27 protein-coding genes are annotated in these 25,645 nt (G+C 60.5%); 17 read left to right on the plus strand and 10 right to left on the minus strand.

The window, feature by feature from the left end:
* Nucleotides 1-18: 18 nt before the first annotated feature.
* Both RAM15_RS02575 and RAM15_RS02580 read right to left on the minus strand, forming a co-directional pair.
* Nucleotides 19-1,587 carry a Mur ligase family protein gene (locus tag RAM15_RS02575; protein WP_306221938.1) on the minus strand — a complete coding sequence of 523 codons (1,569 nt, stop codon included), beginning with the start codon at nucleotides 1,585-1,587 and terminating at the stop codon, nucleotides 19-21.
* Nucleotides 1,588-1,762: 175 nt separating this feature from the next.
* The gene (locus tag RAM15_RS02580) at nucleotides 1,763-2,521 is read right to left on the minus strand and encodes an exonuclease domain-containing protein (protein WP_306221939.1); all 759 of its coding nucleotides are present in this window, start codon (nucleotides 2,519-2,521) and stop codon (nucleotides 1,763-1,765) included.
* 154 nt (nucleotides 2,522-2,675) lie between these two features.
* Between RAM15_RS02580 and RAM15_RS02585 the strand changes: the two genes are divergently transcribed.
* Both RAM15_RS02585 and RAM15_RS02590 read left to right on the plus strand, forming a co-directional pair.
* Nucleotides 2,676-3,296, plus strand: coding sequence for a sigma-70 family RNA polymerase sigma factor (locus tag RAM15_RS02585; RefSeq protein WP_306222231.1), 621 nt, complete (start codon nucleotides 2,676-2,678; stop codon nucleotides 3,294-3,296).
* A gap of 39 nt (nucleotides 3,297-3,335) precedes the next feature.
* Complete coding sequence (locus RAM15_RS02590) at nucleotides 3,336-3,623, plus strand: hypothetical protein (protein WP_231575758.1); 288 nt, start codon at nucleotides 3,336-3,338, stop codon at nucleotides 3,621-3,623.
* A 166-nt stretch (nucleotides 3,624-3,789) separates the two neighbouring features.
* Here RAM15_RS02590 and RAM15_RS08510 read toward each other — a convergent pair whose 3' ends face one another.
* Entirely contained in the window at nucleotides 3,790-3,864 is a 75-nt protein-coding gene (locus RAM15_RS08510) for a 50S ribosomal protein bL37 (RefSeq protein ID WP_099327425.1), read from the minus strand.
* An 85-nt stretch (nucleotides 3,865-3,949) separates the two neighbouring features.
* Nucleotides 3,950-4,918: an aldose 1-epimerase family protein gene (locus RAM15_RS02595; RefSeq protein WP_306221940.1), complete on the minus strand. Its 969-nt coding sequence runs from the start codon at nucleotides 4,916-4,918 to the stop codon at nucleotides 3,950-3,952.
* Nucleotides 4,919-5,090: 172 nt separating this feature from the next.
* On the opposite strand from RAM15_RS02595, the gene RAM15_RS02600 reads away from it, so the two are divergent.
* Nucleotides 5,091-6,158, plus strand: a complete 1,068-nt coding sequence (locus RAM15_RS02600) for a 4-hydroxy-3-methylbut-2-enyl diphosphate reductase (protein ID WP_306221941.1) — start codon at nucleotides 5,091-5,093, stop codon at nucleotides 6,156-6,158.
* 20 nt (nucleotides 6,159-6,178) lie between these two features.
* Here RAM15_RS02600 and ybaK read toward each other — a convergent pair whose 3' ends face one another.
* Entirely contained in the window at nucleotides 6,179-6,685 is a 507-nt protein-coding gene (ybaK, locus tag RAM15_RS02605; protein WP_121914508.1) for a Cys-tRNA(Pro) deacylase, read from the minus strand.
* Nucleotides 6,686-6,761: 76 nt separating this feature from the next.
* Between ybaK and RAM15_RS02610 the strand changes: the two genes are divergently transcribed.
* Entirely contained in the window at nucleotides 6,762-7,358 is a 597-nt protein-coding gene (locus RAM15_RS02610; RefSeq protein WP_306221943.1) for a DedA family protein, read from the plus strand.
* A gap of 74 nt (nucleotides 7,359-7,432) precedes the next feature.
* On the opposite strand, the gene gap is transcribed toward RAM15_RS02610, so the two are convergent.
* The 5 genes from gap to RAM15_RS02635 form a co-directional block, all read right to left on the minus strand.
* A complete protein-coding gene (gene gap, locus RAM15_RS02615) occupies nucleotides 7,433-8,488 on the minus strand; it encodes a type I glyceraldehyde-3-phosphate dehydrogenase (RefSeq protein WP_306221944.1) in 1,056 nt (351 codons plus the stop codon).
* 189 nt (nucleotides 8,489-8,677) lie between these two features.
* On the minus strand, nucleotides 8,678-9,082 hold the full coding sequence (locus RAM15_RS02620) for an arsenate reductase family protein (protein ID WP_306221945.1): 405 nt from the start codon (nucleotides 9,080-9,082) through the stop codon (nucleotides 8,678-8,680).
* 42 nt (nucleotides 9,083-9,124) lie between these two features.
* Nucleotides 9,125-9,883 carry a thiamine diphosphokinase gene (locus tag RAM15_RS02625; RefSeq protein ID WP_306221946.1) on the minus strand — a complete coding sequence of 253 codons (759 nt, stop codon included), beginning with the start codon at nucleotides 9,881-9,883 and terminating at the stop codon, nucleotides 9,125-9,127.
* A gap of 41 nt (nucleotides 9,884-9,924) precedes the next feature.
* On the minus strand, nucleotides 9,925-10,281 hold the full coding sequence (locus RAM15_RS02630) for a branched-chain amino acid transporter permease (protein WP_306221948.1): 357 nt from the start codon (nucleotides 10,279-10,281) through the stop codon (nucleotides 9,925-9,927).
* Nucleotides 10,278-11,015 carry an AzlC family ABC transporter permease gene (locus tag RAM15_RS02635; RefSeq protein WP_306221949.1) on the minus strand — a complete coding sequence of 246 codons (738 nt, stop codon included), beginning with the start codon at nucleotides 11,013-11,015 and terminating at the stop codon, nucleotides 10,278-10,280. The genes RAM15_RS02630 and RAM15_RS02635 overlap by 4 nt, the downstream gene beginning before the upstream one ends.
* A gap of 188 nt (nucleotides 11,016-11,203) precedes the next feature.
* On the opposite strand from RAM15_RS02635, the gene msrB reads away from it, so the two are divergent.
* The 13 genes from msrB (at nucleotide 11,204) to RAM15_RS02700 (ending at nucleotide 25,563) form a co-directional block, all read left to right on the plus strand.
* Nucleotides 11,204-12,181 (plus strand): peptide-methionine (R)-S-oxide reductase MsrB, encoded by a 978-nt coding sequence (gene msrB / locus RAM15_RS02640; RefSeq protein ID WP_306221950.1) that lies wholly within the window; start codon nucleotides 11,204-11,206, stop codon nucleotides 12,179-12,181.
* A 140-nt stretch (nucleotides 12,182-12,321) separates the two neighbouring features.
* A complete protein-coding gene (asnB, locus tag RAM15_RS02645; protein ID WP_306221951.1) occupies nucleotides 12,322-14,211 on the plus strand; it encodes an asparagine synthase (glutamine-hydrolyzing) in 1,890 nt (629 codons plus the stop codon).
* An 83-nt stretch (nucleotides 14,212-14,294) separates the two neighbouring features.
* Nucleotides 14,295-15,221 carry a sugar-binding transcriptional regulator gene (locus RAM15_RS02650; RefSeq protein ID WP_306221952.1) on the plus strand — a complete coding sequence of 309 codons (927 nt, stop codon included), beginning with the start codon at nucleotides 14,295-14,297 and terminating at the stop codon, nucleotides 15,219-15,221.
* 384 nt (nucleotides 15,222-15,605) lie between these two features.
* Nucleotides 15,606-17,372: a dihydroxyacetone kinase family protein gene (locus RAM15_RS02655; RefSeq protein ID WP_306221953.1), complete on the plus strand. Its 1,767-nt coding sequence runs from the start codon at nucleotides 15,606-15,608 to the stop codon at nucleotides 17,370-17,372.
* The gene (locus RAM15_RS02660) at nucleotides 17,369-18,298 is read left to right on the plus strand and encodes a sugar phosphate isomerase/epimerase family protein (protein ID WP_306221954.1); all 930 of its coding nucleotides are present in this window, start codon (nucleotides 17,369-17,371) and stop codon (nucleotides 18,296-18,298) included. The genes RAM15_RS02655 and RAM15_RS02660 overlap by 4 nt, the downstream gene beginning before the upstream one ends.
* Before the next feature lie 74 nt (nucleotides 18,299-18,372).
* A complete protein-coding gene (locus RAM15_RS02665) occupies nucleotides 18,373-19,368 on the plus strand; it encodes a 4-hydroxythreonine-4-phosphate dehydrogenase PdxA (RefSeq protein ID WP_045924137.1) in 996 nt (331 codons plus the stop codon).
* Between the two features lie 73 nt (nucleotides 19,369-19,441).
* A complete protein-coding gene (locus tag RAM15_RS02670) occupies nucleotides 19,442-20,848 on the plus strand; it encodes a GntT/GntP/DsdX family permease (protein WP_306221955.1) in 1,407 nt (468 codons plus the stop codon).
* A 51-nt stretch (nucleotides 20,849-20,899) separates the two neighbouring features.
* A complete protein-coding gene (locus tag RAM15_RS02675; RefSeq protein ID WP_045924139.1) occupies nucleotides 20,900-21,340 on the plus strand; it encodes an RpiB/LacA/LacB family sugar-phosphate isomerase in 441 nt (146 codons plus the stop codon).
* A gap of 50 nt (nucleotides 21,341-21,390) precedes the next feature.
* On the plus strand, nucleotides 21,391-22,167 hold the full coding sequence (locus tag RAM15_RS02680; protein WP_306221956.1) for a triose-phosphate isomerase: 777 nt from the start codon (nucleotides 21,391-21,393) through the stop codon (nucleotides 22,165-22,167).
* 230 nt (nucleotides 22,168-22,397) lie between these two features.
* Nucleotides 22,398-23,069 carry a translation initiation factor IF-3 gene (gene infC, locus RAM15_RS02685; RefSeq protein WP_029676114.1) on the plus strand — a complete coding sequence of 224 codons (672 nt, stop codon included), beginning with the start codon at nucleotides 22,398-22,400 and terminating at the stop codon, nucleotides 23,067-23,069.
* Nucleotides 23,050-23,244 carry a 50S ribosomal protein L35 gene (rpmI, locus tag RAM15_RS02690; RefSeq protein WP_015021617.1) on the plus strand — a complete coding sequence of 65 codons (195 nt, stop codon included), beginning with the start codon at nucleotides 23,050-23,052 and terminating at the stop codon, nucleotides 23,242-23,244. Before infC ends, rpmI begins: the two co-directional genes overlap by 20 nt.
* A gap of 48 nt (nucleotides 23,245-23,292) precedes the next feature.
* Entirely contained in the window at nucleotides 23,293-23,676 is a 384-nt protein-coding gene (gene rplT, locus RAM15_RS02695) for a 50S ribosomal protein L20 (protein ID WP_015021618.1), read from the plus strand.
* Between the two features lie 261 nt (nucleotides 23,677-23,937).
* Complete coding sequence (locus RAM15_RS02700) at nucleotides 23,938-25,563, plus strand: spermidine synthase (protein ID WP_306221957.1); 1,626 nt, start codon at nucleotides 23,938-23,940, stop codon at nucleotides 25,561-25,563.
* The last annotated feature ends 82 nt before the right edge of the window (nucleotides 25,564-25,645 follow it).

Genomic DNA, 25,645 nt, shown 5'->3' on the forward strand with positions numbered 1-25,645 from the left:
AGGGTCCTGTCAGGATCGTCATCCCCGGGCTGCGCCGGTAGCTCCCAGGTTGTAGCTTTCGGTGCCCAGCAGGCGCGCCACCACGTGGTCATCGCCCTCATAGGGCACGTGGCCGCCGTCCGTCTTGAACCAGCGTTCCTCACCCTTGCCGATGACCAGCGTGACGCGCAGACGGTCCCCTGGCTGGCCCGGATCCCCCAGGGCCTGCTGGATGGCCTGGACCCTGTTCGGAACTATGCTGGCATCCAGGCTTGGGTTGGTCACGAAGCCCAGCATCTGCCGGTCCACCTGGTCCGCGCTCTCCCCCTCCTCGTCGTCGGCGGTCAGGATCAGCCGGTCGACGCGGTCCTGGGCGGCGCTGACGATGCCCTCCCTGCGGTCGATGGCCTTGCCGCCAGCGGAACCGGAGACCAGGGTAATCAGGGGTTTGCGCTCGCCGTAGCGCTCGTCCACAAAATCCAGTAGGGCGGTGACCGAGGCCTTGTTGTGGGCGTAGTCGACGTAGACTACTCGGTTGTCGGCCTTGAAGCGTTCCATCCTGCCGGCGATCCTGACGCTCCCCATGGCCCGGAGTGCGTCGGCATCGGGCTCCAGACCCAGACGGGTCAGCATGGCCAGGGCAGCGGCCGCGTTCAGGGCGTTGAAATCCCCGTCCATGGACAGGCTGACCGGCCTCATGGCTCCGCCGGCGGGTCCTATCAGGTAGTCGTCGCCCTGGCCGGGAGCCTTGCGAACCAGGAAATCGGCCTGTCGGGTTCCATCGCCGAATGTGGTCACCGGAATGCCGGCAGCGCGGGCATCCTGACGTATCAGGTCGGCTCCGCGCGCATCGGCTCCCAGAACCAGCTGCCGGCTGTTGTAGGTTATGCGGCGCTTGCAGTAGAAGTAATCCTCGAAGCTGGGGTGTTCGATGGGGCTGATGTGGTCGGGGGAGATGTTCAGGAATGCCCCCAGGTCGAATGTCAGCCCGTAGACACGGTCCACCTTGTAGGCCTGGGAGGAGACCTCCATGACCAGGTAGCGCATGCCGGCGTCTGCCGCCTGGCGCATCATCCGAAAGAGATCCAGCGATTCGGGTGTGGTGAGCTGGGACTCTTCGTAGTGCCGGCCGTCCAGGCAGTTGTCCACTGAGGAGAGCAGGGCCGCTCGACCTCCGGAGATACTGGACAGCATGGCATGCAGGAAGTAAGCGGTGGTGGTCTTGCCCTTGGTCCCGGTGATTCCCACCAGCGTCAGCTGCTCCTGGGGATGCCCGTAAAAAGCAGCGGCCAGCAGGCTCATGGACTTGCGCACGTCGTTGACGATGATCCCCGGGGCCTTGGTGTGGGCGGACAGATCCTGCTGGGCCACATAGGCCTGCGGTCCCTGGGGATTGCAGGCATCCAGATATTCAGGCAGGAAGCGGCCCTTGCAGAAGAGCAGACTGCCGGGTCCAGCCTGGCGGGTGTCGTAGGTGATGTCGGTGAAGGGCTTGGATGACTGGGTGTCTTCTGGAGTATTCAAGGTCCACTGGTCGCCCTGGATCACCTCGCGCAGTTGATGATGTTTGCGCAGCAGCTCCAGAGTTGAAGCCATCGTCAGCGCCATGCCGGCTTCCCCCTTGTCTGTAGGTTCGTCACTTCAATCGTTCCCGTCCCGATTGGTGACCCCGATCGAGACCAGATACAAGTCTAAACCGCCTCCAGGCGAGGGCAGGACGATTCGACGACCCCTTGACTGAATGGGCAAAAAGCAGGAAGCGGATCGGCCTGGGAGCTGGGCTTCAGAGCCAGGAGTCGGTGACTGGACGGCGCCCCTGGGAGATCAGGTGCTGGTTGAACTGTTCCCGCCACCTGGCCTGCGCCTGCCGCTGCCAGTCCATAAGCGAGTCCATGGTGATTCGGGCCACCTGGGGGAAGAGGGTGGTCATGGGCTTGATCAGGTCGACGGCAGCCACCGTATCCGCTGTGGCATTGTGGAAGTTGCCATGGGGGACGACGCCGTAGTACTCGCTGGTCAGCCCCAGGGTGCGGCGGCCCGACCGGTGGGAGATCTCCCTATCCAGGACCAGGGGGTCCACTACCAGCAGGTCCCCCTCGCTCAGAGGCTTGACCGACTGCGCGCACCAGTGGGCGATGTCCCCATCCAGCATCTGTACGTCAAAGGGCGCGTTGTAGGCCAGCAGGGGGATGCGCTTGTCCTGGGCGCGGGCAATGAACCCGGCCATCTGCTCGGTGGCCAGCTCAGGCTCCATGCCCTCGTCGGCCAGCTGCTCATCGGTGAACCCGTTGACCCGGCTGGCCCCCTTGCTGATATGCCGGTGCGGATTGACTATCCAGGTGGCTACGACGTCCCCTGAGTAGCCCTTGGTCGGGTCGCGCAGAACCAGGCTGGCCGAAACGATGCCGTCCTTGCCCGGTCTGGTGCCCGTGGTTTCGGTGTCGAACCCCAGAAGCCAGGAGTCCCCAAGGCGAGTCGACCCCTCCTGTTGCGGGGCGGACGCGAGCGCCTGCTCCATGCTTGTGTACTCGGTGTTTTCCATAAGCGTGATTTCTCCTTCGTCATTATGGTAACCGAGGACCGACCGGCCCGCGACCGGGTCGAAACCGCCACGGGCGAGGGGGGATGGCACAATAGGGGTTGTGGCAGATACCAGCGAACTCGAAAGCAGAAAACGTCAATTCGAGGCCCTGGCCATGCCTGCGGTGGATGTGCTCTACCGCCAGGCCATGCGCCTGACCAACAACCCGGAGGATGCCCAGGATCTGGTCCAGGACACTTTCGAGCGTGGATTCAAGGCTTTCGACCGCTTCCAGCCCGGCAGCAACTTCGAGGCCTGGATGACCACCATCGAACGCAATGCCTACTTCAACCAGTACCACAAGGCCAAGCGGCGTCCGCAAAGGGCCAACGACTCGACGGGCGAGTACAACGACTGGGACATCTATTCGGCCTCGGAGCACGGGTCCGAGGGGCTCAAATCCGCCGAGCAGGAGTACATGGAGACCTTTGCCCCTGAGGAGATCATGGCAGCCCTGGACCGGCTCAGCCCGGAACGCCGACGGGTCTTCATCGATGCTGCCATCGACGGCAAGAGCTATCAGCAGGTGGCCGACGAGGAGGGCATCAAGATCGGCACGGTCATGAGCCGGCTGAACCGTGCGCGCTCGCAGTTGCGCCAGGAGCTGGAGCGCTATGCCCAGGAGCGCGGCTACCAGCAGGAGCGTGAGGCTGCAGGCAAGCCCTCAGCGGAACACCATGGCACTGGTGCTGCCAGGCCTAGTATAAAAAAAGAGATCAGCAACAAGGGGCATTGAGGGCCCCCGAAGATCGGGTATTAGGAAGCGGGCAGGAGCATGGACGGACGCGTGGAGATGAGTCACTACGCCTACGATGACGGCGGCTCTGTCAGGGTGTCCCACACCAGCCTGCGCATCTACCGGGATGCTTCCTGCGTTGATCCCAGCGACTGCTTTGATCCGGAATCCTGCTGCGACGAGCGTGAGCGCATGGTCATCGAGGAGCTGCGCCGGTATCTGCGTCCCGAATGCGCACCGGACTGTCTGCTGGATCGGCTCAGGCACATGTTCGATCAGATGGATGAACTGGAGCAGGGAACCCCGGATCGCGCTACGGACAAGTAGATCAAGTAGATAAGGTCAAGCGGATCCAGCCTGTTTCTTGGCAGAGGATCGCTTCTGTCCGGCTATTTCAGGCTATTGCACAGATCATGGTCATGCGAATGCAGCCATGGTTTTTTTTTTATGCATATATGCAAAACCCCGGCACCGTTGGTGCCGGGGCAGACGATCAGGTGTTCGGCCTCTTGCCGTGGTTGGCGGCCTTCTTGCGGCGATCCCTGCGCTTGCGTCCGCGCATGCCCATGATTGGACTCCTTTGCTACTGATGATCCGATAAGCCTTGCCGATTATCGCACACCGGGCTGACCTTTGTCGACCAGCCAGGCCGCTCAGAGCTGTTGTGCCCGGTAACCCACCTGGGTGGTGTATGCAGCGGCAGGCTGCAGAATGACCAGGTTCCGGCCTGTCCGGAAGGCATTGGCATAGGCGGTCATGGGCTCTACGGCAACGCCTGCCGGGCGCATGCCTGCGTCGAAGCCGGTTCCGGTGCAGACCTGCCAGGAGGTGATGGTCTCATCGCCCCAGAGCTGAATGCGGATGCCATCCGGCCTGGTGAACCAGGCCGAGCAGGTGCCGTCGTCGTCCGGTTCCACATCGGTCCAGGCATCGTCGAAGGACGCATCCTCGCCCAGCACAGGGCCCTGGCGCAGATCGGTCCGTCCCTGGACGGGCTCGGTGCCGGTGGGCAGCAGCCTGTCCGGATCGACCACCACATGGGTGCGGCAGGGGATGGACAGGGTGCAGGGGGCGTTGTCCTTCTGGATCTGGTCACCGACGCCCTGCTTGCCGTTGGACAGCCAGGGGTGGATGCCGAAGGCCCAGGGCGCGGCCTCGTCGCCCAGGTTCAGGGCCCGGGTGGTCATGGTCAGCCCCTGGTCGTCCAGGGTGTAGGTGACGGTGACCACCACGTCGAAGGGGTATCCGGCCATGTCGGGCACCCGCCAGGAGAGGCTGACGGAGTCTTCGGCCAGAACCTGCAGGTGCCAGTAGGCGCGGTAGCCGTAGCCGTGGATGGCGGTGCGCCGGTCGTGCTCATCGATGGGCAGGGTGTAGGTGTGGCCTTGGAAGTCGTAGGTGCCGTCCTCGATCCGGTTGGGGAAGGGGACCAGCACGTTCCCGTTGCTGCAGGGTACGGTTCCATCCGGGTCGAATGAGGCCAGCAGGTCCTTTCCCTGGTATTTCAGGACGCGCAGGATGGCTCCCAGCTCGGTCACTACCGCCTCGTAGTCCCCATGACGGATGCTGTACTGCTGTCCGGTCCGGGGCACGGCCCCGCCCATCATCTCGTTCGTATGCATGCTCCCACTTCCATAGTGCCGTTGATGCTTGGTACGCCACCATCCTAGCGCCTTGGCGGTCTTGGCTTCTTGGTGAAAGAGTGGCGCATGGACTACCGGGAGCTGCCCTGGTTTTCTACCATGGTCTTGCAATCACCGGGACCGTCCGGATTGACATCGATAAGGAGCGGCAGTGGCAGGATTTCGGACCACCGTGTGCGAACAGCCGACCCCGCAGGGGCATGGGCGGGTCATCCTGGCTGATCCGCGCGGGTTCTGCGCGGGAGTGGACCGTGCCATCCAGACCGTGCAGACCATCCTGGATGCGGACAACCCCCACCAGGGGCTGCCGCCGGTCTATGTGCGCCGGCAAATAGTCCACAACCGGCATGTGGTCGAGGATCTAGCCCAGCGGGGGGCTGTCTTCGTGGACGAGCTGGATCAGATTCCCGACCAGGCCGTTCGTGCCGGGGTTCCTGTGGTCTTCTCGGCCCATGGAATCGCCCCCTCGGTCGTCAAGGAGGCCCAGCGTCGGGGGATGCGTGTGGTCGATGCCTCATGCCCCCTGGTCAGCAAGGTCCACCGGGAGGTCCAGCGCTTCGTTCGCGACGGCTACCGGATTATTTACATAGGCCATCGGGGGCACGACGAGGCTGTGGGAGTCATGGGGGAGGCCCCGGACCGGGTTCATCTGGTCGAGCATGTGGCCGATATCGAGGCCTTGGATTTTGGGCCCGACACGCCCTTGGTCATGCTGACCCAAACCACCCTGAGCCTGGATGAGACCGCCGACCTGGCTGCGGCCCTGCGTCGACGCTTCCCCTGGATAGAGGAGCCGCCAGGCTCAGACATCTGCTATGCCACCCAGAACAGGCAACAGGCGGTCAAGCTGGTGGCTGGTCAGGCGGACTGCATGATTGTGGTGGGGTCGGCCAACTCCTCCAATTCGGTGCGTCTGGTCGAGGTGGCCCGTCAGGCCCTGGATGAGCGCTTTCCCGGTCAGGGCGAGCAGAGGGCCCACCGGGTCGACGATGCGGGCGAGCTGGATCCCGTCTGGCTGCAGGGCGTGGATTCGGTAGGGCTCACCTCGGGTGCTTCGGTTCCCGAAGACCTGGTTCAGGGGGTGCTGGAGACCCTGGCCTCCCGAGGGTTCACCCAGGTGACCCGGGCCCGGGCGGTTGACGAGCACATGCACTTCGTACTGCCTGCGGCCCTGCGCTCCGCACGGTCATCCAGGAAGCTTCCACAGCCGCAGGGCTGAGCTTCCAGGGCTAAGTTCCCTCAGTCGGTGGCCAGCGGGGCGGTCTTGGCCTTGAGAACACGGATCAGATCCCGCGGGTCCAGACCCAGGCTGATCCCGCGCTTGCCGCCGGAGACCATGATGGTGTCGAATTCCAGGGCGCCCTGGTCCAGTACGGTGATGTGTGCAGTGCGCTGTCCGAAAGGCGATATGCCGCCCAGGACATATCCGCTCTCCCGCTCGGCCTGGGCCTTGTCGGCCATGCGGGCCTTCTTGGCGCCCACAGCAGCCGCCAGGTGTTTGAGGTTCAGGTGGCCGGTCACCGGCACAATGCCGATGACCCGTTCCTTGCCTGTGTCGGCCATCAGGGTCTTGTAGACCGTGCGCGGGTCCAGGCCCAGCTTTTTGGCGGCCTCGATGCCGTATCCCTGGTCCATGTGGTCGGCATTGTGTTGATACTCGTGGATGGTGAAGGGAACTCCCAGACGCTCCAGCTGGGCCATGGCCGGGGTCGCGGCATCCGAGTCCGCCCGCTTCTTCTTGCTCATGACTCCATGCTAAGGTACTGACCGTTTAGGGAGGCTGAGGGGTGTCTTTGGCACCATCGCGCGGAAAGGGTGGTCCATGACCGCTGTCAATGCCTGGCTGCTCGATGCGGTGACGGGCGGCTGGGGGCTGGCCGTGCTCTTCCTGGCCGCCTTTTTGGATGCGCTGATCATTCCCATACCCACGGAGCTCATGGTCCTGGCCACGGCTTCGGCCTTCCGGGCCTCGGGACGACCTCTGCCTGTGCTGGTCTTTCTGGTATGCGCCCTGGCCTTCGCAGGCGGCGATGCCTGCACCTATGGGCTGGGGAGGATGGTCCCGCTGAATCGTCTGGCCGTCTTCCGTGGCGCCGCAGGCAAGGCTGTGACCTCATGGGCCCACCGGGCCCTGCTGCATGGAGGCGGCTTCTTCACGCTGGCCTCGCGCTTCGTGCCCTCGGGCCGGACCGTGGTCAATCTGACGGCAGGCGCGGCCCGGTACCCGCTGAACCGTTACCTGCCCCTGGCTGCCCTGGCCGGCCTGCTCTGGTCCATCTACATGTGGACCCTGGGGTATCTGGCCGCCTCATGGCTGGAAAACAACCCTCTGGCGGTCATGGCCTTCGGCTTTCTGGCGGGCATGGTCGTCGGCCTGGTCTGCGACCTGGCCATGCGGGCGCTCACCCGGAGGCGCTGATTACAAACAAGGGGCCCGCCCCCCGTAGGGAACGGACCCCGAAATCGTTATGGCCGGAAGAACCGGCCGGATGCTCAGTCGCCCAGCTTGGCGAAGTAGAGCAGGGTGCGGATCATGTTGCTGGTGAAGCCATACTCGTTGTCGTAGAAGGCAACGGTGCGGACCAGCTGGTCGTCGCCGTGGGTGTTGACATCGGTCTGGGTGGGATCGAAGACGCCGCCGTGTGTGTCGCCGATCACATCGGAGGAGACGATGCCCTCGTCGTTGTAGCCGTAGTAGTCCTTGCCCTCGAAGGACTTCTTGGCGGCATCGTTGATCTCGTCGACGGTGACCTTCTTGTCCAGGACGCAGGTCAGCTCGGTGACGGAGCCGGAGGGAACGGCCACACGCTGTGCATGGCCCTGCAGCTTGCCGTCAACGGAGGGAACAACCTTGCCGATGGCCTTGGCGGCACCGGTGGAGTGCTCGATGGTGTTGATGGCGGCGGCGCGGGTGTTGCGCGGCTTGTTGCCCTTGGGGCCGTCCAGCAGCATCTGGGAGCCGGTGTAGGCGTGGATGGTGGTCATGTAGCCGATGCGGATGCCGAAGTTGTCATCCAGCATCTTGACCATGGCGGCCAGGGAGCCGGTGGTGCAGGATCCGGCGGAGATGATCTTGTCGGAGGACTTCAGGGTCTCCTCGTTGACGCCGTAGACCACGGTGGGCGTGGTGTCGTCCTTGGCGGGGGCGGAGATCAGAACCTTCTTGGCTCCGGCGTTCAGGTGGGCCTGGGACTTCTCGGCCGAGGTGTAGAAGCCGGTGCACTCCAGCACATAGTCCACGCCGTCGTTCTTGACCCAGGGGATGTTGTTGGCGTCCTTCTCGGCATAGACCGGGTACTCCTTGCCGTCCACCACGATGGCGGTGTCGGTGGAGGTGACGGAGACAGGGGTGCCGTCGTCGTGACGGAAGGTGCCCTGGGTGCTGTCGTACTTGAGCAGATAGGCCAGAATGGCCGGGGTGGTCAGATCGTTGATGGCGGCAACCTCGATGTTGGAGGCGTCGCCGCCACGGGCCTGGAGCTCAAAGATGCGCCGGAAGGCCAGACGACCGATACGTCCGAATCCGTTGATGCCAATCTTTACTGTCATTCAATTCTCCCTTGGAGATTGGCCGTATACAGCACAAAAAATACCGGACCGTATATGGCCGATTACTGATAACATCTCATAGTTTATAGAACCCTATGTACTTATAGCAAGCGATAACGCGGGTTCTGCCAAGGAAAAAACGAACAAAAAAATTGGTAGGTTTTGTTGTCTGTTTGCATAACGAAACGATCAAGAATTGTGAGGATTTTCGTTCGTATCGGCCAGCCAATTCTCCCACTGCTGCTGACGGAATCCTACCAGGACATGCCGGCCATCCAGCAGGATGGGACGCTTGACCAGCATGCCGTCGGTGGACAGCAGCTGCAGAGCCTGTTCCGTGTCCATCTGCGGCAGACGTTTGCTTAAGCCCTGGCTGCGATAGGCCTGGCCCGAGGTATTGAAGAATCGTCGGACGGGCAGGCCGCTCATGTCCAGCCAGGCGGTCAGTTCCTCCTGGGTGGGGCGGTCCTCCTTGATGTCGCGCTCGGTGAAGTCCACATTGTGGTCGCGCAGCCAGGTGCGGGCCTTGGCGCAGGTTGAGCAGCGGCTGTAGCAGATGAAGAGCGGGTGCTGGGCTGTAGGTGATGCTGTCATAGTTTTTCCTTTCCAAGTGGGGTTTGAAGTCAAAAGCGAGGCTCAAGCCAGACGGCGGGAGGGACGGGTCTCCAGGGAGCCCAGGTCGGCCCTGGGCTCCAGGCTGGTGCTCCAGACCGGCTGAGGCGCCGAGGTGGGGTAGGTGACGAATACCGCTCCCTGTTTCAGGCCTATGTGGGCCGGTCTGCCGGGCAGGAACTCGTTGCTGACGCCGATCACCTCCTGGTTGGTCATGGTCATGCCATCCGTCTGGTATTTGAGGCCCTGCTCGACCACGCCCAGAGCCTGGTCGTCGGCTGCCAGGACGGAGACCATGGACCTGGGCGGGCAGTCCCAGGCGGGGAAGTCCAGGCTTCCAGGGCCAAGGGCCGTGACCAGCATCCCTTGACCCCAGAGTTCGGCCCGGCCCCCGCTGGCGGCGATCAGATGGATCAGGTTCAGGTTGGCCAGCGTGTGGTCCATGCGTCCGCCCAGGCCACCATATATAAGGAACCGTCGGCAGCCCCGCCGCCAGCCCACCTTGACCGCGGCCAGCAGGTCCGTGTCGTCCTTTTCGGCAGGCAGGACCCGACGGGGGATGTCTGTACGGAGCTTCCGGCTGTCGGCGGGCAGGGAATCGAAGTCGCCGACGACCAGCTCGGGCTCGTCCCCGTGCTCCAGGGCCGGCTCCAGCCCTCCGTCCGCTGCGATGACCAGGGCCTGACCGCCGCGTGCCGTCTCTTCGCCAAAGTACTGTCCTGCGCCCCAGATCCGGCAGAGCGGCGCCTGGACAGCCTCGCCCGACTGACCGTCATCCTGCATAAGAGTCTTCTTTCTGCGCTCGTCCCTTGGAGGCGCCTCCATCATCCCAGACCGGCCAGACCGACCAGGAAGCTCAGCCACCCCTGCACCAGGGCCATGTAGGTCAGGGTCCCGCAGGCGATGCTGACCATCATGTTCCGCCAGCGCAGGTGGACCAGGGTCGTGACCAGCAGGGCCAGGGCCTCGTAGAGCCCGTGGTCGCCTCCGGCCAGGTTGGTGTGCCTCAATGAATAGACCACCAGCAGCCCCATGACGGCGGCGGGCAGCAGTTGCCCCAGTCTGGTCACCAGGGCCGGCGGCCGACGCCCCTCCGGCCAGATGATGAAGGGCAGGAATCTGGTGGCCATGGTTCCCAGGACCACAATGCCTATGGTGATCAGTTGCTGCGCGGCGGTCATGAGGCCTCCCTTTGGCTGTGGAAGTCCAAGAGGATGAAGATGGCCAGGATGACCACCATGGACGGGATGATGAACCGGTCAGGTCCGAAGACCAGCAGGCAGGCCAAGGAGGCCAGCAGACCGATCATGGCAGGCAGACGGGCCTCGGCCTGCCGCCACTGCTCCAGAAAGAGGACCAGGAACATGGCGGTCAGCACGAAATCCAGCCCCCTGGTGTCGAAGTTGGCCAGGTTGCCCAGCACGGCGCCCAGGGTGGCGCCGCCCACCCAGTAGATCTGGTCGAGCAGGGTGACGAAGAAGAGGTACCAGCCCTTGTCGGTCCCGGCCGGGTGAGGATCGGCGGACTCCAGGGCGAAGGTCTCATCGCACATGCCGAAGATCAGGTAGGGCTTCTTCCGGCCGGTCCCTCGAAAGACCGGCAGCATGGCCAGGCCGTAGAAGAGGTGGCGTGCATTGACCATCAGGGTCAGCATCAGCGCGCCCCAGGGGTTGAAGGTGGACATGAGCAGGTCCACGGTCACGAACTCCATGGACCCGGCATAGATCAGGGCGCTCATGGCCACCGGGTAGACCACCGGGAAGCCACGGCTGGTCATCAGAAAACCGTAGGAGACCCCCAGCACCAGGAATCCGGCCATGATGGGCAGGGTCCGTGGGAAGGCCGCAGCCAGGGAGCCCAGGATGGTCCCGGAGGACTCCGCGTCTTCGTCAGCGTCTTCCTGCACTCGCTGCATGAACCGCCTCCTGACTTCGTTTGGGTGACTTTGTTTGGGGAATGGTCAGCAATGATAATCTCCTCTCGCGCTGCGCGGATAGGTTGGTCGACAATGTGAGAAGGCTGTCAAGACGGGACGGGCGTGGAATAGGCGCTCTCCCGCTCCTGTTGAACCTAGCGATAGGCACCGGTATGTGAGGAGGAATCATGGACAAGAACAAGATTTCGACCAACAACCCGGCCACGGTCGTCCTGGCAGGGGGATGTTTCTGGGGCATTGAGCGGTTCTTCCAGGAGGTGGACGGGATCACCGACACCCAGGTGGGATACGCTCAGTCCACAGTGCCCAACCCCAGCTATGAGCAGGTCTGCAGCGGTGTCACAGACGCCGTGGAAAGCGTTCGGCTGACCTATGATCCCCAGAGCGTCAGTCTGCGGACCTTGACCCTGCTTCTGCTGGATCTGATCGACCCCTTCTCGGTGGATCGGCAGGGCAACGACCGGGGCAGGCAGTATCGCAGCGGCCTCTACTGGGATCCTGAGGATCGCGAGCAGGAGGAGCCCGTCTTCCGCCGCGCCCTGGATGAGCTGGAGCGCAGGACCGGCCGTCACCCCGCTGTGCAGGTGGAAGCCCTGATCAACTTCTACCCGGCGGAGGAGTCCCACCAGGACTATCTGCTCAAGAACCCCGGCGGATACTGCCACATCCCTCTGGAGGCCATCGCCAACGCCGCCTCCCGCCAGCGCTATATCGAGCGCATCTGGTCCCTGGACCCTGAAAGCTACGAGGTCACCCAGCACTCGGCCACCGAGAGGCCTTTCGCCAACGCCTACGACGGGGAGTTCCGTCCGGGCATCTATGTGGACGTGGTCAGCGGACAGCCGCTCTTCTCCTCGGCGGACAAGTACGACTCGGGCTGCGGCTGGCCGGCATTCACCAAGCCCATCGATCCCGACCTGCTGGTCAACCGCAAGGACTACAAGCTGCTGGGCCGGCCCCGGATTGAGGTGCGGACGGCACAGACCGGCATCCATCTGGGACACGTCTTCGACGACGGCCCTGCTGACCGTGGCGGGCAGCGCTACTGCATGAACTCCGCCGCCCTGCGGTTCGTGCCGCGGGACCGGATGGAGGAGGAGGGCTACGGGGACTACCTGCCCCTGGTAGACCAAGTTAGCCGTTGACCGTTCTGCCTCCAGTGACACGCCGGAGCTTCTCACCCATGGGGTTCCGGCGTAGTCCACATATAAGTGAGGCCCGTCTGTTCCCTGTTGCCCTTTTAGGCTATTGTGGACTGCTGGTGGATTGATAAGGAGTCATGCCAATGTGCGGAATTGCTGGGTTCGTCAACGACACCTCTACCGAGGAAAAAACGGCCGTGCTCAAGCGGATGACGGATATCATCGCCCACCGAGGCCCCGACAACGAGGGGCATTTCGTTGATGGGCGGGTGGCCCTGGGCTTTCGGCGCCTGAGCATCATCGACCTGCAGGGCGGCGACCAGCCCATCTTCAACGAGGACTCCTCCATGGCCATCACCATGAACGGGGAGATCTACAACTACCGTGAACTGCGCCGCCAGCTGATCGACCTGGGGCACACCTTCTCCACCGAGTCCGACACCGAGGTCATCCTGCACGGCTACGAGCAGTGGGGTCACGAAGTGGTCAACCGCCTGCGCGGCATGTTCGCCTTCGTCATCTGGGACCGGGGACGCGGCGAGCTGTTCGGGGCTCGGGACCACTTCGGCATCAAGCCCTTCTATTACGCCCGGATGGGCGGCACCTTCATGTATGCCTCGGAGATCAAGAGCCTCCTGCAGCATCCGGACTTCCACAAGGAGCTCAATACCCAGGCCCTGCGTCCCTACATGACCTTCCAGTACCCGGCGCTTCCGGAGACCTTCTTCAAGGGGGTATTCAAGCTTCCCGAGGGCCATTGGTTCACCTTCCGGGACGGGAAGATGGACATCCACCAGTATTATGACCCGGCCTTTGGGGAGAGCAAGCAGGATCTGAAGGACCTGGTCGACTCCATCGACCAGACCGTCCAGGATTCGGTCAAGGCCCACCAGGTGGCCGATGTGGAGGTGGGCTCCTTCCTCTCCTCCGGGGTGGACTCCAGCTATGTCGCAGCCCTGGCACGCCCCCGGCACACCTATTCGATAGGCTTCGGCAAGGGGACCTACAACGAGTCCGACCAGGCTGGCGAGCTGGCCTCCATACTCAAGCTCAACAACACCACCGAGTCCCTGGACGGCGACCAGGCCTTCAGCTATTTCCCGCAGATTCAGTGGTATATGGACGAACCTGACTCCAATCCCTCCTGCGTGCCGCTCTTCTTCCTTTCCGAGCTGGCCAGCCGGGACCTGCGCGTGGTCTTGAGCGGGGAGGGCGCCGACGAGCTCTTCGCAGGCTACGTAGACTACGGCGTGCACACGCGCTCGCGCATCATCAAGGATGTCACCCGTCTCCTGGGCCGTCTGCCCCGCAAGGCCCGGTATGCCATCGGACGCTGGGCCAAGGGCAAGCACTTCCACGGGGCCTGGCACCTCTACGCCAACCTGGCCCCCGCCGAGGAGAGCTTCATCGGCCAGGCCAAGGTCTTCGACGAGGACGAGGCCGGCAGGCTGCTCAAGCCGGCCTACCGCAAGGCTCCCCGTGTCTGTGAGATCACTGGGCGAATCTATGCCCGGCTCAAGGGGCGCAGCCTGTCCGAGCTCAAGAAGAAGCAGTACCTGGACATGCATCAGTGGATGCCCGGGGACATCCTGCTCAAGGCCGACAAGATGACCATGGCCCACTCCCTGGAGCTGCGGGTGCCCCTGCTGGACCGCAAGCTGATGGATGTGGCCGAGAAGGTGCCTACCAAATATCTGATCACTGATCAGAACACCAAGTTCGCCTTCCGCAAGGCTGCCGACCGCCATATTCCCCGGGAGTGGTCCGCCAGGGAGAAGCTGGGCTTCCCCGTGCCCATCAGGGACTGGCTGCATCAGGAGCGTTACTACCGGCTGGTCCGCAGCATGTTCGAGCAGGACTGGGTGTCCGAGTTCTTCGACCAGGAGGCCCTGCTGCGCATGCTGGACGACAACTACGCCAAGCGCAACGACGCCCGCCGCAAGATCTGGACCGTCTACTCCTTCCTGACCTGGTATGACGTCTACTTCATCCACGACGGAACCAAGCCGGAGCTTCAAGATCTCGGAAAATAACGCGGTACCCTTGAAACAGCTTCACAGAGCTGGATAAGGGGGTACCCTCCATGGCTTTACGCCCTGATGTTGCCAGAAGCAGGATGGCGGATGCCGCCGAACTCTATTGGGTGCACGGCATGAAAGTTGCAGCCGTGGCAAGAGAGCTTGATGTGTCCACGTCAACTGTCTCGCGTCTGCTGTCTGAGGCGAAACGTCGCCACATCATCGAGTTCACCGTCAATCGTCAGGAGGACTCGGCGCTCGAGCTGAGGCATCATCTTGAGGAGGAGTTCCATATCCATGCAGTTGTTGTGGGTACTGGTGAGATATTGGATGCTACCAGGCGGAGGGTTGCCGTAGGAGATGCCGCTCAATCGCAGATTTGGAAGATGGTCAATTCCGATACGGTCATCGGGGTGGCGTGGGGCCGAACTATAGAATCTCTCTCCCTTCAGCTGATACCCAAGCATCTATCGGGTGTTGAGATTCTGCAGCTTCATGGTTTCGGGAATACACTTTCCTTCGGGGAAAATTATTTTACCCAGATCCTCACTCGCTTTGGCACCGCATATGACGCTCAAGTTCATTTGTTCCCCGCCCCTGCCATCTTCGATTCCAGTGAAACTCGTGAGATGATGTGGAAGGAGACCAGCATTCGTCAGATGCTGGAATTGCGGCGTTCCTTGGATCTGATCATAACCTCTGTCGGCACTCCGTATGGGGCCACGCCCAGCCCCTTGTTTAGTCCGGGAGTGCTGTCCCGTCATGATCGAGAAGAGCTTAAACGTGAGCATGTAGTGGGGGATGTGACCTCCACCTTCTACCGCAGCGACGGCAGCATGCGTGATTTGGCCATCAATAAAAGGTCGACCGGGCTGAGCCGAGAGGAATTGCTCAGGGTGCCGACTCGTCTGTTCATCGTAGCCGATGAAAACAAGGTTCAAGCCTTGACTACGGCTCTTAATGCCGGCTTGGTTACTCACCTGGTCATCGACCAGACGACGGCAGCACATCTGGTCCGGCAGTAGGCGATAGTTCTCCACGCACAAATACAGACGTGCATCGCGGCATGGTCTGAATTGTGGTGGATTTTATAGACTGATCAACCTGTTCTTTGCAGGACTATGCCCAAATGCTTGGCTGTTTATACAGCATCTTGTTTCATTTATCCGATACCAATAAATACCTGATAAATGAAAATATTCCCACAAATATCAGGTATATCATGCTGAATATCACCATTAATGCATAAAGCATTCGCTTTTGATGGGTATTTTTGCTATCACTGAAAGTACCGCAAGGGATGGCGATGTCCTGAAGCGGATCTCAAAAAACAGAAGAGCCCAGTGTCATGCTCCTGGGCTCACCAACTTTGCGGGTGAAGAGCTCGAGGACAGAGAGGACTGCGCACGATGGCGTGTCGGATTGATGATGTCGGTGAATTCGCAACGGAATCGATCAGAGGATTCGTCCAGGCCAATCCTGGGTATGTCAAGGCATGCCCGGGTGGCGTGATTCGTTCTACACGCTCCAGGAATGATCAGGTTGCGCTGGTAATCGGCGGAGGCATGGGGCACTATCCGGCATTCGCGGGACTCGTGGGGCCGGGCATGGCTCATGCGGCCGTGCAGGGCAATATTTTCGCATCTCCATCCGCCAGGCAGGTTGTTGACGTTTGCCGTCGAGCCGATCAAGGGCGAGGCATAATCCTCATCTTCGGCAACTACGAGGGGGATCGGTTGAATTTCAACCAGGCTGCACGCACGCTTCGTGCCGAGGGCCATGATGTGCGAGTTCTGCCGGTTACTGATGATCTGTATTCCGCCCCTCCGGATCGAATTCAGGAACGCCGAGGCATAGCGGGTGATATGGCGGTTTTCAAAATCGCCGGAGCCGCCTGTGCGGCCGGAATGGACCTGGATTCTGTGGAAGCCTTGGCTATACGTGCTAATGCTTGCACACGCAGCTTGGGTGTGGCATTTTCCGGATGCACGCTGCCCGGGTCGGACAAACCACTGTTCAGTGTCCCTGAAGGCCGTATGTCGCTAGGGCTCGGCATTCATGGGGAGCCTGGAATCGGTCAAACAGATCGGCCTACTATCGATGGTTTGGCGGATCTGCTGGTCCGACGCCTCATGGATGAAAGACCCGAGGACCGTCAAATGCATGGGGCGCATGTGGCTCCCATTCTTAACGGCTTGGGCGCTCTTAAGTCTGATGAGCTCTTTGCTGTATACGATGCTGTCCAACGACGTCTGTCACAGCTGGGTCTGCGATTGATCCAACCTCTGGTGGGGGAGTTTTGCACCAGTTTTGATATGAGCGGATTGTCGCTTTCCTTGTGCTGGCTGGATGAGGATTTGGAGCCCCTTTGGTGTGCTTCCGCAGAGACGCCGGCTTTGCATTTGGGTAATCATGTAGATTCCAGCCAGACGGATATAGATGCCCAAGTGTCCGCGCAGGAGGACGGTCCGACCGAAAAAGAAGAGCAGGCCACCCCGGAGTCAAAACAGGCTGCTCAAATCTTGGCCAGAATCATGCAGACTGTGATGCAATGCGTTAACGACAACGTGGATTATCTGGGACGAATAGATGCGGTGGCGGGTGACGGGGATCATGGACTCGGCATGCAGCGCGGTGCTGAAGCAGCGGCAAAAGCTGCAGATGAAGCAATAGCAACTGGGTCCGGTTGCCGAACTGCATTGAAGCAAGCGGCTGAAGCCTGGGCCGATAAGGCAGGCGGCACGTCAGGAGCGCTCTGGGGTGAATTGCTGACATCCCTGGCAGGTCATCTCTCCGATTCATCGAGACCTGGGAAGGAGGAGATTGCAGAGGGCTGGCGCGACGCTGACAAGCAGCTTATGGAGTTTGGCGGGGCGAAACCGGGAGACAAGACCATGATCGATGCCGTGCATCCTTTCGTGCAAGCTTTTGCCAGCGGCGGGGATTCGCTGGCAAATACTTGGAGCCACGCTGCAGAAGCTGCTCGCCATGGGGCTGAGGAGACAGCCGATATGCTGCCCAAGAAGGGTCGCGCGAAAGCCCATGGCAGCAAGGATCTGGGTACCCCAGACCCAGGAGCGGTCTCATTCGCCATGATTGTCCAAGCCGTAAGTCCCGTACTGAACGATTTGGCCAGCCAAGAACAGTGCAATGCCGACAAGGTGGTGCTCTCATGAGTGCGGCCGTGACCGATAAGCCAGTGATTGCCACCTGCCTGAATGGAGCGCCTCTGCAAGGAGCGGATGGTAGATCGATGACCAAGGCCGACCCAAGCGATTGGGCCAAGATTTTCACAGCGATAGCAGGCGCCGGTTTCCATTACGCCGAACTGTCGGATGCCTGGATCAGGCCGGCGGATATGACTCCTGCAAGGAGGCATGAATTGGTGGAGACTGCACACAGCTGCGGGGTTGAATTGCCCTCCTTGCATGTGCAGCGCGCCAGCGTCATTCAGCCGGGAATCGGGCAGAACAATCTGGCCTATGCGCACGCCAGCATTGACGCTGCGGCGGAGATGGGTATGAAAGTCTTTTCAACCGGACTGCATCAGCCCCTGAACTCCTCACAGCGCAAGGCCTTTTGGTTCTGGCTGGGACAGGGTCCGGTGGATCCGCCTGACGACCCTGAGCGCTGGCAGACCGCGGTACGCAGAATCAGAGAGCTGGGCCGGCATGCTAATGACGCAGGAATGGTCATGTCTTTGGAGATGTACGAGGACACCTATCTGGGTCGCGCTGACTCCGCCGTCCGTTTCGTATCCGAGGTAGGCCTGCCCAACGTGGGTCTCAATCCAGACGTGGGCAACCTGGTCCGCCTGCACCGGCGGATCGATGATTGGCGCGAAACCTATCGGAAGACGCTTCCATATGCGGTTTACTGGCATCTGAAGAACTACCAGCGCGACGAAGCCCCTGACGGTTCCTGGCATGTTGCTATACCCACAACCTTGCGTGACGGCATCATCGATTACCGTTGGGCGGTCCATTATGCCCAAAGCTGCGGGTACCAGGGCATGTTCATCTGTGAGCACTACGGAGGCGATGTTCTATCCGTCTGCGCTCACAACGCTGAATACCTGCAGAAACTGCTTTCCCGGCCGTGACCTTCGAAACGATGAACCAATCGGTCAAAGATTTGGGGAAATAAACCAACACCATATCCAACAAAGGAGTACATATGAGTGCAAATGCATCAACAAAACCACGTATTGCCATGACGTTCGGCGATCCGGCCGGCATCGGCCCTGAACTTGGCGTCAGGTTGCTCGCTGATCCCAAAAACCGCAAGTCCGCTGACATCTATGTTTTGGCTGACAGGGTTGAGGTGGAGTCCGCGGCCGAGAAAGCCGGTCTGGAAGTCCCCATTGCTGATCAGCCTAATGATGATGCGGTAGCCGTTCTCGACGATCATTCGCTACCTGAAACCGCTATCCCCATCAAGCAAACGTCCAAGGAAGCCGGCGAGCGCGCACTGCATCAGCTCAGTCGCGGACTGGATCTAGCGCGAGACGGCAAAATCGAAGCCATGGTCTTCATGCCGTTGAACAAGACCAGCCTGCACCTGGGCGGCATGAACGAGCTCGACGAGCTCCGTTGGTTTGCCAAGAAATTGGACTTCGATGGATTTACGAGTGAAATCAATATCATTCCAGGATTGTGGACTTCAAGGGTGACCAGTCATATGGGACTCAAGGACGTGCCGGGCCGTATCACCAAGGATGGTGTGGTCAGCGCTATCACTCTGCTGCACAACTTGTTGCATGACTCGGGCATAGCGGAACCCCGCCTTGGGGTTTGCGCTTTGAACCCCCATAATGGCGAGAACGGCATTTTTGGCCGCGAGGAGATTGATATCATTCGTCCTGGTATCGAGCAGGCGCGGCAGGCCGGCATTAACGTGGAGGGAACCTATTCGGCTGACACCATATTTATTGGTGCCAAGGACCGGTATGACGGTGTCGTGACGATGTACCACGATCAGGGCCAGATCGCTATAAAGCTGATGGGCTTTGACGGTGGAGTCACTGTCCAAGGCGGTCTTCCTGTCTTCATAGATACGCCTGCTCATGGAACGGCATTCGATCTGGTTGGAAAGAACAAGGCCAACATCACTTCAAGCCAGAATGCCTTCAACATTGCCTGCGCTATCGGATCAAGCAGGGTCAATCGCTGATCGTCAAGATCTTACCGACGGTCAGGTGAAGAGGATCGACAACGGAAGTCATCCATTTGCCTGACTGTTCGACGTGCCCCGGCATCCTCTTGATTTCGGGGCCGTCTTTTGGTCATACATTCAAGGAAAGAGTGTCATGCTTCCAGTTCTCAGCGGCATTGCCGCCATCATTGTTTTAATAGTTCTGATTGTGTACTGCAAACTGCATCCCTTTGTGGCGCTCATCATCTCATCTTTGGGCCTTGGTTTGGTCAATGGCCTGGGCACGGAGAAGACCGTCAAATCCTTTACTACGGGGTTCGGTTCTCAGCTGTCCACCACCGGTATCGTGATAGGTTTGGGAGCCATCATCGGTGGGATGCTCGTCAGCAGCGGCGGAGCCGAACGCATAGCCAACGTGATCGTGGGCAAGAGCAAGAAGGCTTTGATCCCTCTTGCTGTGGGTTTGGTGGCTTTGATCATCGAATTGCCCAATTTGTTTGAGGTCACCTTCGTGCTCCTCATTCCAATTGTGTTCTCTGTGGCTAAGAGGACTCATACCAGTGCGCTTTACGTAGCCATTCCTATGGCCGCCGGTATGATGACCGCCCATGGTCTGCTTCCTCCCGGCCCTGCAACCGTCATCGGTGCAGGTGCAATCGGAGTGGATCTCGGGTTGGTTTCCATGATCGGCATCGTAATCTGCATTCCTGTGTTCGCGGCCGGTGTCTGGCTGTTCCCCAAGCTCATGCAACGGTACTACCTTCGTTATCAGGTAAGTGATGGCTCTGAGTACGCCACCAAGGACGACGACCTGGCACAGGCTCCCGGCATAGTCAAATCACTGCCTTCGGTATTGCTGGCTCCGGTTCTGCTGATCATCGGCACCATTGGCAAGGCGGTCTTCTCCAAGGGCTCCGTCGGTTATGTGATTACGCAATTCTTTGGCAATACAGTGGTCGCCTTGCTCCTGTCGGCCTTGTACGCGCTGATCTTCCTGGGGCTCGGCTCGGGTATGACCGCCAAGAAGACGTTGAGTCAGAGCAAGACCAGTCTCAAAGGTGTGGTCAATGTTCTGCTGATCATTGGCGCAGGCGGTGGCCTTAAGGAAATGCTGCAGAGCACTGGTCTGAGCGATCAAATAGCGACAACCACAGCCAAGTGGGCCATTCCCACCGTTCTGCTGGCTTGGCTTATCGCTGCGCTCTTCCGTGTCGCTCTTGGGTCTGGCACGGTCGCTGTGGCTGCTGCGGCGGGCATCGTGGCTCCCATGGTCGCACAAGCAGATGATTTGCATAAGGCACTGGCTGTGTTAGCCATCGCCGTAGGCGCGATGATCTTCTCTCATGTAAATGACGGCGCCTTCTGGCTCTTCCAGGAGTATCTGGACATGACCGTTCCTCAGACGCTGAAGACATGGAGCTTCCTGGTGACTGTCCAATCGGTGGTAGGTCTGATTGCTCTGTTGCTGGTGGATGCCGTCATAGGCGTTGTGGTATAGGCCGCTAGCCCGCTAGGTCGATATTCGAGATTCAAGGAAAGGTGAAAGATAATGAGACTGGCGTTTGGAGCCGATCCTAATGCTGCAGGGTTGAAGAATGTGCTCATGGAGGAGGCAAGACGTCTAGGTCACGAGGTGATCGATTTTCCTACCGATGATCCGATCTACGCCAACGTGGCCATCGCCCTTGCGCAGTCTGTGGTTAGGGGCGAAGCGGATCGAGGAGTCCTGCTTTGCGGGACGGGTCTAGGCGTTTCGATCTCGGCCAATAAAGTGCCGGGAGCCTATTGCGCTTGCGTATCGGACATATATCAAGCCGAGCGTGCCCGCCGCAGCAATGATGCGAACATCATCGCCATGGGAGCTCAGGTTCTGGGGCCCGAAACAGCCAAATCCCTGTTAAGGGCCTATCTGGACAGTGAGTTCGATCCTGATTCCAGAAGCGGCCCGAAGGTGGCGCGCATCCGCGAATTTGAGCTTCATCAGCAATGATGAATCCGTGGGCAGCAGATAGTCAATTTTAATAGCGCAGAGTGGGGAAGATGAACAAGCCGATTGTAGCTATAAGCCTGAAAATGTATTTTACAAGAAAACAGACACTGGCATATTGTCGACGATTAGCCGATCTTCTCAATGCCGCAGCCCTTCCACAGGACAAGGTGACGATGGCGGTTTTGCCGGATTACCTTACGGTGGAGCAGGCTGGGCAGGCCCTGCTGTCCACGGATGTTCATCTTGGTATTCAGGATGTATGCGATCAAGATCGTGGCCCGTTTACTGGAGAGGTCTCGCCCCGGGATGCTTTTGATCTGGGTGTGACCGTGGCCGAAGTGGGTCATGAGGAACGCCGTCGCCTGTATGGGGAAGATGATGAACTCATCGGGCGGAAGGTTCGTGCATGCTGGCGCAATGGATTGACACCCCTGCTGTGTGTGGGTGAGCTTAGCAACCACGGCCCTGAGGCAGCCGCTGAATATTGCTTAAAACAGATCGAAATGGGGCTGGGTGAGAAGCCTGACCTTCCAGCCTGGATCGCATATGAACCCGTCTGGGCCGTCGGAGCTTCCCGCCCCGCTCCAGTTGAATACGTCCAAGAGGTATGTTCGATTATCAAAAACAAGCTTGGCCCCCAATGCCACAATTTGTCGCTCATATATGGAGGGGCTGCTGCTCCGGGATTGTTGACTGAGCTATGGCCAACTGTCGATGGGGTCTTTCTAGGCCGTTTCGCGCATGATCCCGCTGCTTTCATGGAAGTCGTGAAAGAGGCCTGGCGCCTGATCAGCCAGGACTCGGAGGTCCAGAACGGTCAGAGTTGACCGCTTATCGGCATTGTGCTAGTATATCCAACGGCTTGAGCAATCAAGAAAGCGGGTGACCCACCTGGAAGTCTCTCATGACTTCGGGTTCGAGGAGTGGCGATATTCTGTTGTATTCTACAGAATCGCCCATGAACGCGGAAGCGCGTCGTTTACAGCGATGGTCTTTTCGTCTGGACTCATGTGGATCGGCTGCAGGCAGTGGATGTTGTGGTATTTGAGAAGGAGTCATCATTAGCGACGAACCAAGGATTAACGACGATATACGAGTGTCTCAGGTACGCCTGATCGGGCCCAACGGCGAGCAGGTGGGAATCATTGCGACCTCCGTCGCCCTCAACCTGGCCAAGGAGGCCAACCTTGACCTGGTCGAGGTTGCGCCCAAGGCCAAGCCTCCGGTCGCCAAGCTCATTGATTACGGCAAGTTCAAATACAACGAGAAGATCAAGGCTCGTGAGGCCCGCCGCAATCAGAGCATGTCGGAGATCAAGGAGATCCGCTTCAGGTTGAAGATCGACGACCACGACTTCGAGGTCAAGGAGGGGCACGTGCGCCGCTTCCTGTCCGCCGGAGACAAGGTCAAGGTCACCATCATGCTGCGTGGGCGCGAGCAGTCCCGGCCCATCGGCGGCGTGGAGCTCCTGCGCAAGCTGGCTGACGACGTCGCGGATCTGGGCTCCATCGAGTTTGCCCCCAAGCAGGAGGGGCGCAACATCATCATGACCCTGTCGCCCAAGGGCAAGAAGGTCCACACCCAGTCCGAGCAGCGTCGGCGGGGCGGCCAGGCCCGTGCCGAGCGCAAGGCCCGTCAGGCGGCCCATCTGGCTGCCAAGGCCGACAACAATACTTCTCCCAAGCAGATGAAATCCAAGGAGGGCAGCAATGCCGAAGATGAAAAGTAACTCCGCCGCATCCAAGCGCGTCCGGACCACGGGTTCGGGCAAGCTCATGCACGCCGGGACCGGTATGCGCCACAATCTGGAGCACAAGTCGGCCAAGAAGCGTCGTCACCTGTCCACTGACGAGGTGCTCGCTCCGACCCAGTCCAAGAACATGAAGAGGATGCTGGCCCGCTGAGCGGGTGCTGTCGCGTCGAGTGAGATTTTAGAAAGCTGAGGAATATCTATGGCACGAGTCAAGCGGGCAGTCAACGCGCATAAGAAGCGTCGGGTCGTCCTGGAGCGGGCGTCAGGCTACCGTGGCCAGCGCTCCCGTCTCTACCGCAAGGCCAAGGAGCAGCTGCTTCATTCATATACATACAACTTCCGGGACCGCAAGGCCCGCAAGGGCGACTTCCGCAAGCTGTGGATCCAGCGCATCAACGCCGGATGTCGCGCCCAGGGAATCACCTACAACCGCTTCATCCAGGGGTTGCGCCTGGCCGGCATCGAGCTGGATCGCCGTGCCCTGGCCGACCTGGTCGTCAACGACATCGACACCTTCAACGCCATCGTGGCTGAGGCCAAGAAGGCCCTGCCTGCCGATGTGAACGCTCCGGTCGCAGCCTGATCAGCGGACCTGAACACCCTACTGCAAGAACCCCGCCTTTCGCGGGGTTCTTTGCATATTTGACCATTCCTCATGGGGACGGTAAGTTGATTGACGACAATGATGCCGGGAGCCGCCATGAACAGTGATCACAGCGCAGACGCGTCGGCTGTCTCGGCAGCATCGGCAGGTCAGGCCAGTCAGTCGCCGAGCAGCGGTACATCCAAAAGGGCCAGAATCAATCAGTCGCGCCCTATTTTGCGGTCTCGGATCTTTCTCTATGTGACGGAGTTCTTCTCGGGGATGGCCGTCATGGCCGCCGAGCTGGGGGCCTCCCGCCTGCTGGCTCCTTACTTCTCGTCCTCGCAGATCGTATGGACCATCATCATCGGGACCATCATGATCGCCCTGGCCCTGGGTGCTGTCGTCGGCGGCCGCTGGGCCGACCGGAACCCTGACCCGGACAGGCTCTACCTGTGCATTATGGCCGCGGCGGTCTGGATCGCCCTGATCCCCCTGGTCGGCAAGTATCTGATCATCCTGATCTCGGGGCTGCTGATCGTGGCCGTCTCCACCAACTTCCTGGTCCTGGCGGCCTTCATCTCCTGTCTGATCATCTTTGTCCCGCCCCTCTTCCTCCTGGGGACCATCACCCCCGGCCTGGTCAAGAGCGCCACCGACTCCCTGGACGACAACGCTTCGGTGGTCGGCCGGCTCAGCGCCTGCAATACCGTAGGATCCATCCTGGGCACCTTCCTGCCCACCTTTGTGACCATCCCGGCCGTGGGGACCTTCGTCACCTTTCTGATCTTCTCCGGGATACTGCTCCTGGTGGCCTTGGTCTACTTTCTTTCCTCCCATGCCCACCGCCTGGCCTGCCTGATCGCCACGGTGGCCTTTGTGGTCTCGGCAGCCCTGTCGCCGATGACGGGGTTCGCCTTCTGGGAGAAGGGCCTGGCCTACGAGGGCGAGTCCATCTACAACTACCTGCAGGTCAAAACCCTGGCGGACAGGACCATCCTCTCCACCAACGTCCTCTTCGGCGTTCAGTCGGTGACCATGAAGCACCCCGGGATGACCGGCATGTACTACGACACGGCCCTGGCGGCGCCGCTCATGGCTGATCAGGCCCGCTCGGCCCTGATCCTGGGCATGGGGACCGGGACCTACGCCCGGCAACTGAGGCGGTACTATCCTCGGATGGCCGTCCAGGGGGTGGAGATCGACCAGGCCATCAGCGACCTGGCCATCAAGTATTTTGATCAGCCCGCCGATATCCCGGTTTCCACCTACGACGGCCGAGCCTGGCTGGCAGCCAGTGGCCAGCGCTTCGACCTGATCATGGTCGATGCCTATCAGGACATCACCATACCCTTCCAGATGAGCTCCACCGAGTTCTTCGCCCTGGTCAGGAACCACCTGAATCCGGGCGGAGTCATGGTGGTCAACATGAACATGATCGACGACGGTCAGGGGTCCATCAATGCGGCCCTGACCAATACCATCACCAGGGTCTTCGGGTCTGATGCCATCCTGACGGCCGACGTGCCCCAGACCACCAACCGCGAGCTTTTTGCGCGTCGTCCCTCTTCCGAGGATGTCTCGGGACCAGGAGGGGATAGCCAGGGCAAGAAGGATGCGATGGGGGACTACCCGGGTTCCGACCTGTTGGCGGAGGCGGCCGCCAGGGTCAGCCCTGATCCGGACCTGTCCCAGATGATGGGGCAGGTCAGCTCCCGTCTGAGCACGGTTGGGGATGCCAAGGGGAGGGTATTGACCGATGACAATGCGCCGGTCGAATTGCTGGGCATGCACGCCATCGACCGGATCATCGGCAGGGAGGCCGGCCCCTACCGGCGGATTCTTCAGCAAAAAGGGATCCAGGGGCTGATCCAGGAGGTCTCTTGATCGGCCATCTTGATATCGGCCATCTGGATCCCAGGCGCGTTGGAAGCACGGGAACAGGGGAGCTGAGCGCTAGAATATGGCC

Origin of the sequence: Bifidobacterium asteroides (assembly GCF_030758775.1) — a bacterium.
In the GTDB taxonomy this organism is placed as follows: Bacteria; Actinomycetota; Actinomycetes; order Actinomycetales; family Bifidobacteriaceae; genus Bombiscardovia; species Bombiscardovia kimbladii.

What these genes read in the sequence shown, in the direction of transcription:
- RAM15_RS02575 (WP_306221938.1), bottom strand. Translation starts at nt 1,587, where the DNA reads ATGGCGCTGACGATGGCTTCAACTCTGGAGCTGCTGCGCAAACATCAT.
- RAM15_RS02580 (WP_306221939.1), bottom strand. Translation starts at nt 2,521, where the DNA reads ATGGAAAACACCGAGTACACAAGCATGGAGCAGGCGCTCGCGTCCGCC.
- RAM15_RS02585 (WP_306222231.1), top strand. Translation starts at nt 2,676, where the DNA reads ATGCCTGCGGTGGATGTGCTCTACCGCCAGGCCATGCGCCTGACCAAC.
- RAM15_RS02590 (WP_231575758.1), top strand. Translation starts at nt 3,336, where the DNA reads ATGGACGGACGCGTGGAGATGAGTCACTACGCCTACGATGACGGCGGC.
- RAM15_RS02595 (WP_306221940.1), bottom strand. Translation starts at nt 4,918, where the DNA reads ATGCATACGAACGAGATGATGGGCGGGGCCGTGCCCCGGACCGGACAG.
- ybaK (WP_121914508.1), bottom strand. Translation starts at nt 6,685, where the DNA reads ATGAGCAAGAAGAAGCGGGCGGACTCGGATGCCGCGACCCCGGCCATG.
- RAM15_RS02610 (WP_306221943.1), top strand. Translation starts at nt 6,762, where the DNA reads ATGACCGCTGTCAATGCCTGGCTGCTCGATGCGGTGACGGGCGGCTGG.
- gap (WP_306221944.1), bottom strand. Translation starts at nt 8,488, where the DNA reads ATGACAGTAAAGATTGGCATCAACGGATTCGGACGTATCGGTCGTCTG.
- RAM15_RS02620 (WP_306221945.1), bottom strand. Translation starts at nt 9,082, where the DNA reads ATGACAGCATCACCTACAGCCCAGCACCCGCTCTTCATCTGCTACAGC.
- RAM15_RS02625 (WP_306221946.1), bottom strand. Translation starts at nt 9,883, where the DNA reads ATGCAGGATGACGGTCAGTCGGGCGAGGCTGTCCAGGCGCCGCTCTGC.
- RAM15_RS02630 (WP_306221948.1), bottom strand. Translation starts at nt 10,281, where the DNA reads ATGACCGCCGCGCAGCAACTGATCACCATAGGCATTGTGGTCCTGGGA.
- RAM15_RS02635 (WP_306221949.1), bottom strand. Translation starts at nt 11,015, where the DNA reads ATGCAGCGAGTGCAGGAAGACGCTGACGAAGACGCGGAGTCCTCCGGG.
- msrB (WP_306221950.1), top strand. Translation starts at nt 11,204, where the DNA reads ATGGACAAGAACAAGATTTCGACCAACAACCCGGCCACGGTCGTCCTG.
- asnB (WP_306221951.1), top strand. Translation starts at nt 12,322, where the DNA reads ATGTGCGGAATTGCTGGGTTCGTCAACGACACCTCTACCGAGGAAAAA.
- RAM15_RS02650 (WP_306221952.1), top strand. Translation starts at nt 14,295, where the DNA reads ATGGCGGATGCCGCCGAACTCTATTGGGTGCACGGCATGAAAGTTGCA.
- RAM15_RS02655 (WP_306221953.1), top strand. Translation starts at nt 15,606, where the DNA reads ATGGCGTGTCGGATTGATGATGTCGGTGAATTCGCAACGGAATCGATC.
- RAM15_RS02660 (WP_306221954.1), top strand. Translation starts at nt 17,369, where the DNA reads ATGAGTGCGGCCGTGACCGATAAGCCAGTGATTGCCACCTGCCTGAAT.
- RAM15_RS02665 (WP_045924137.1), top strand. Translation starts at nt 18,373, where the DNA reads ATGAGTGCAAATGCATCAACAAAACCACGTATTGCCATGACGTTCGGC.
- RAM15_RS02675 (WP_045924139.1), top strand. Translation starts at nt 20,900, where the DNA reads ATGAGACTGGCGTTTGGAGCCGATCCTAATGCTGCAGGGTTGAAGAAT.
- RAM15_RS02680 (WP_306221956.1), top strand. Translation starts at nt 21,391, where the DNA reads ATGAACAAGCCGATTGTAGCTATAAGCCTGAAAATGTATTTTACAAGA.
- rpmI (WP_015021617.1), top strand. Translation starts at nt 23,050, where the DNA reads ATGCCGAAGATGAAAAGTAACTCCGCCGCATCCAAGCGCGTCCGGACC.
- rplT (WP_015021618.1), top strand. Translation starts at nt 23,293, where the DNA reads ATGGCACGAGTCAAGCGGGCAGTCAACGCGCATAAGAAGCGTCGGGTC.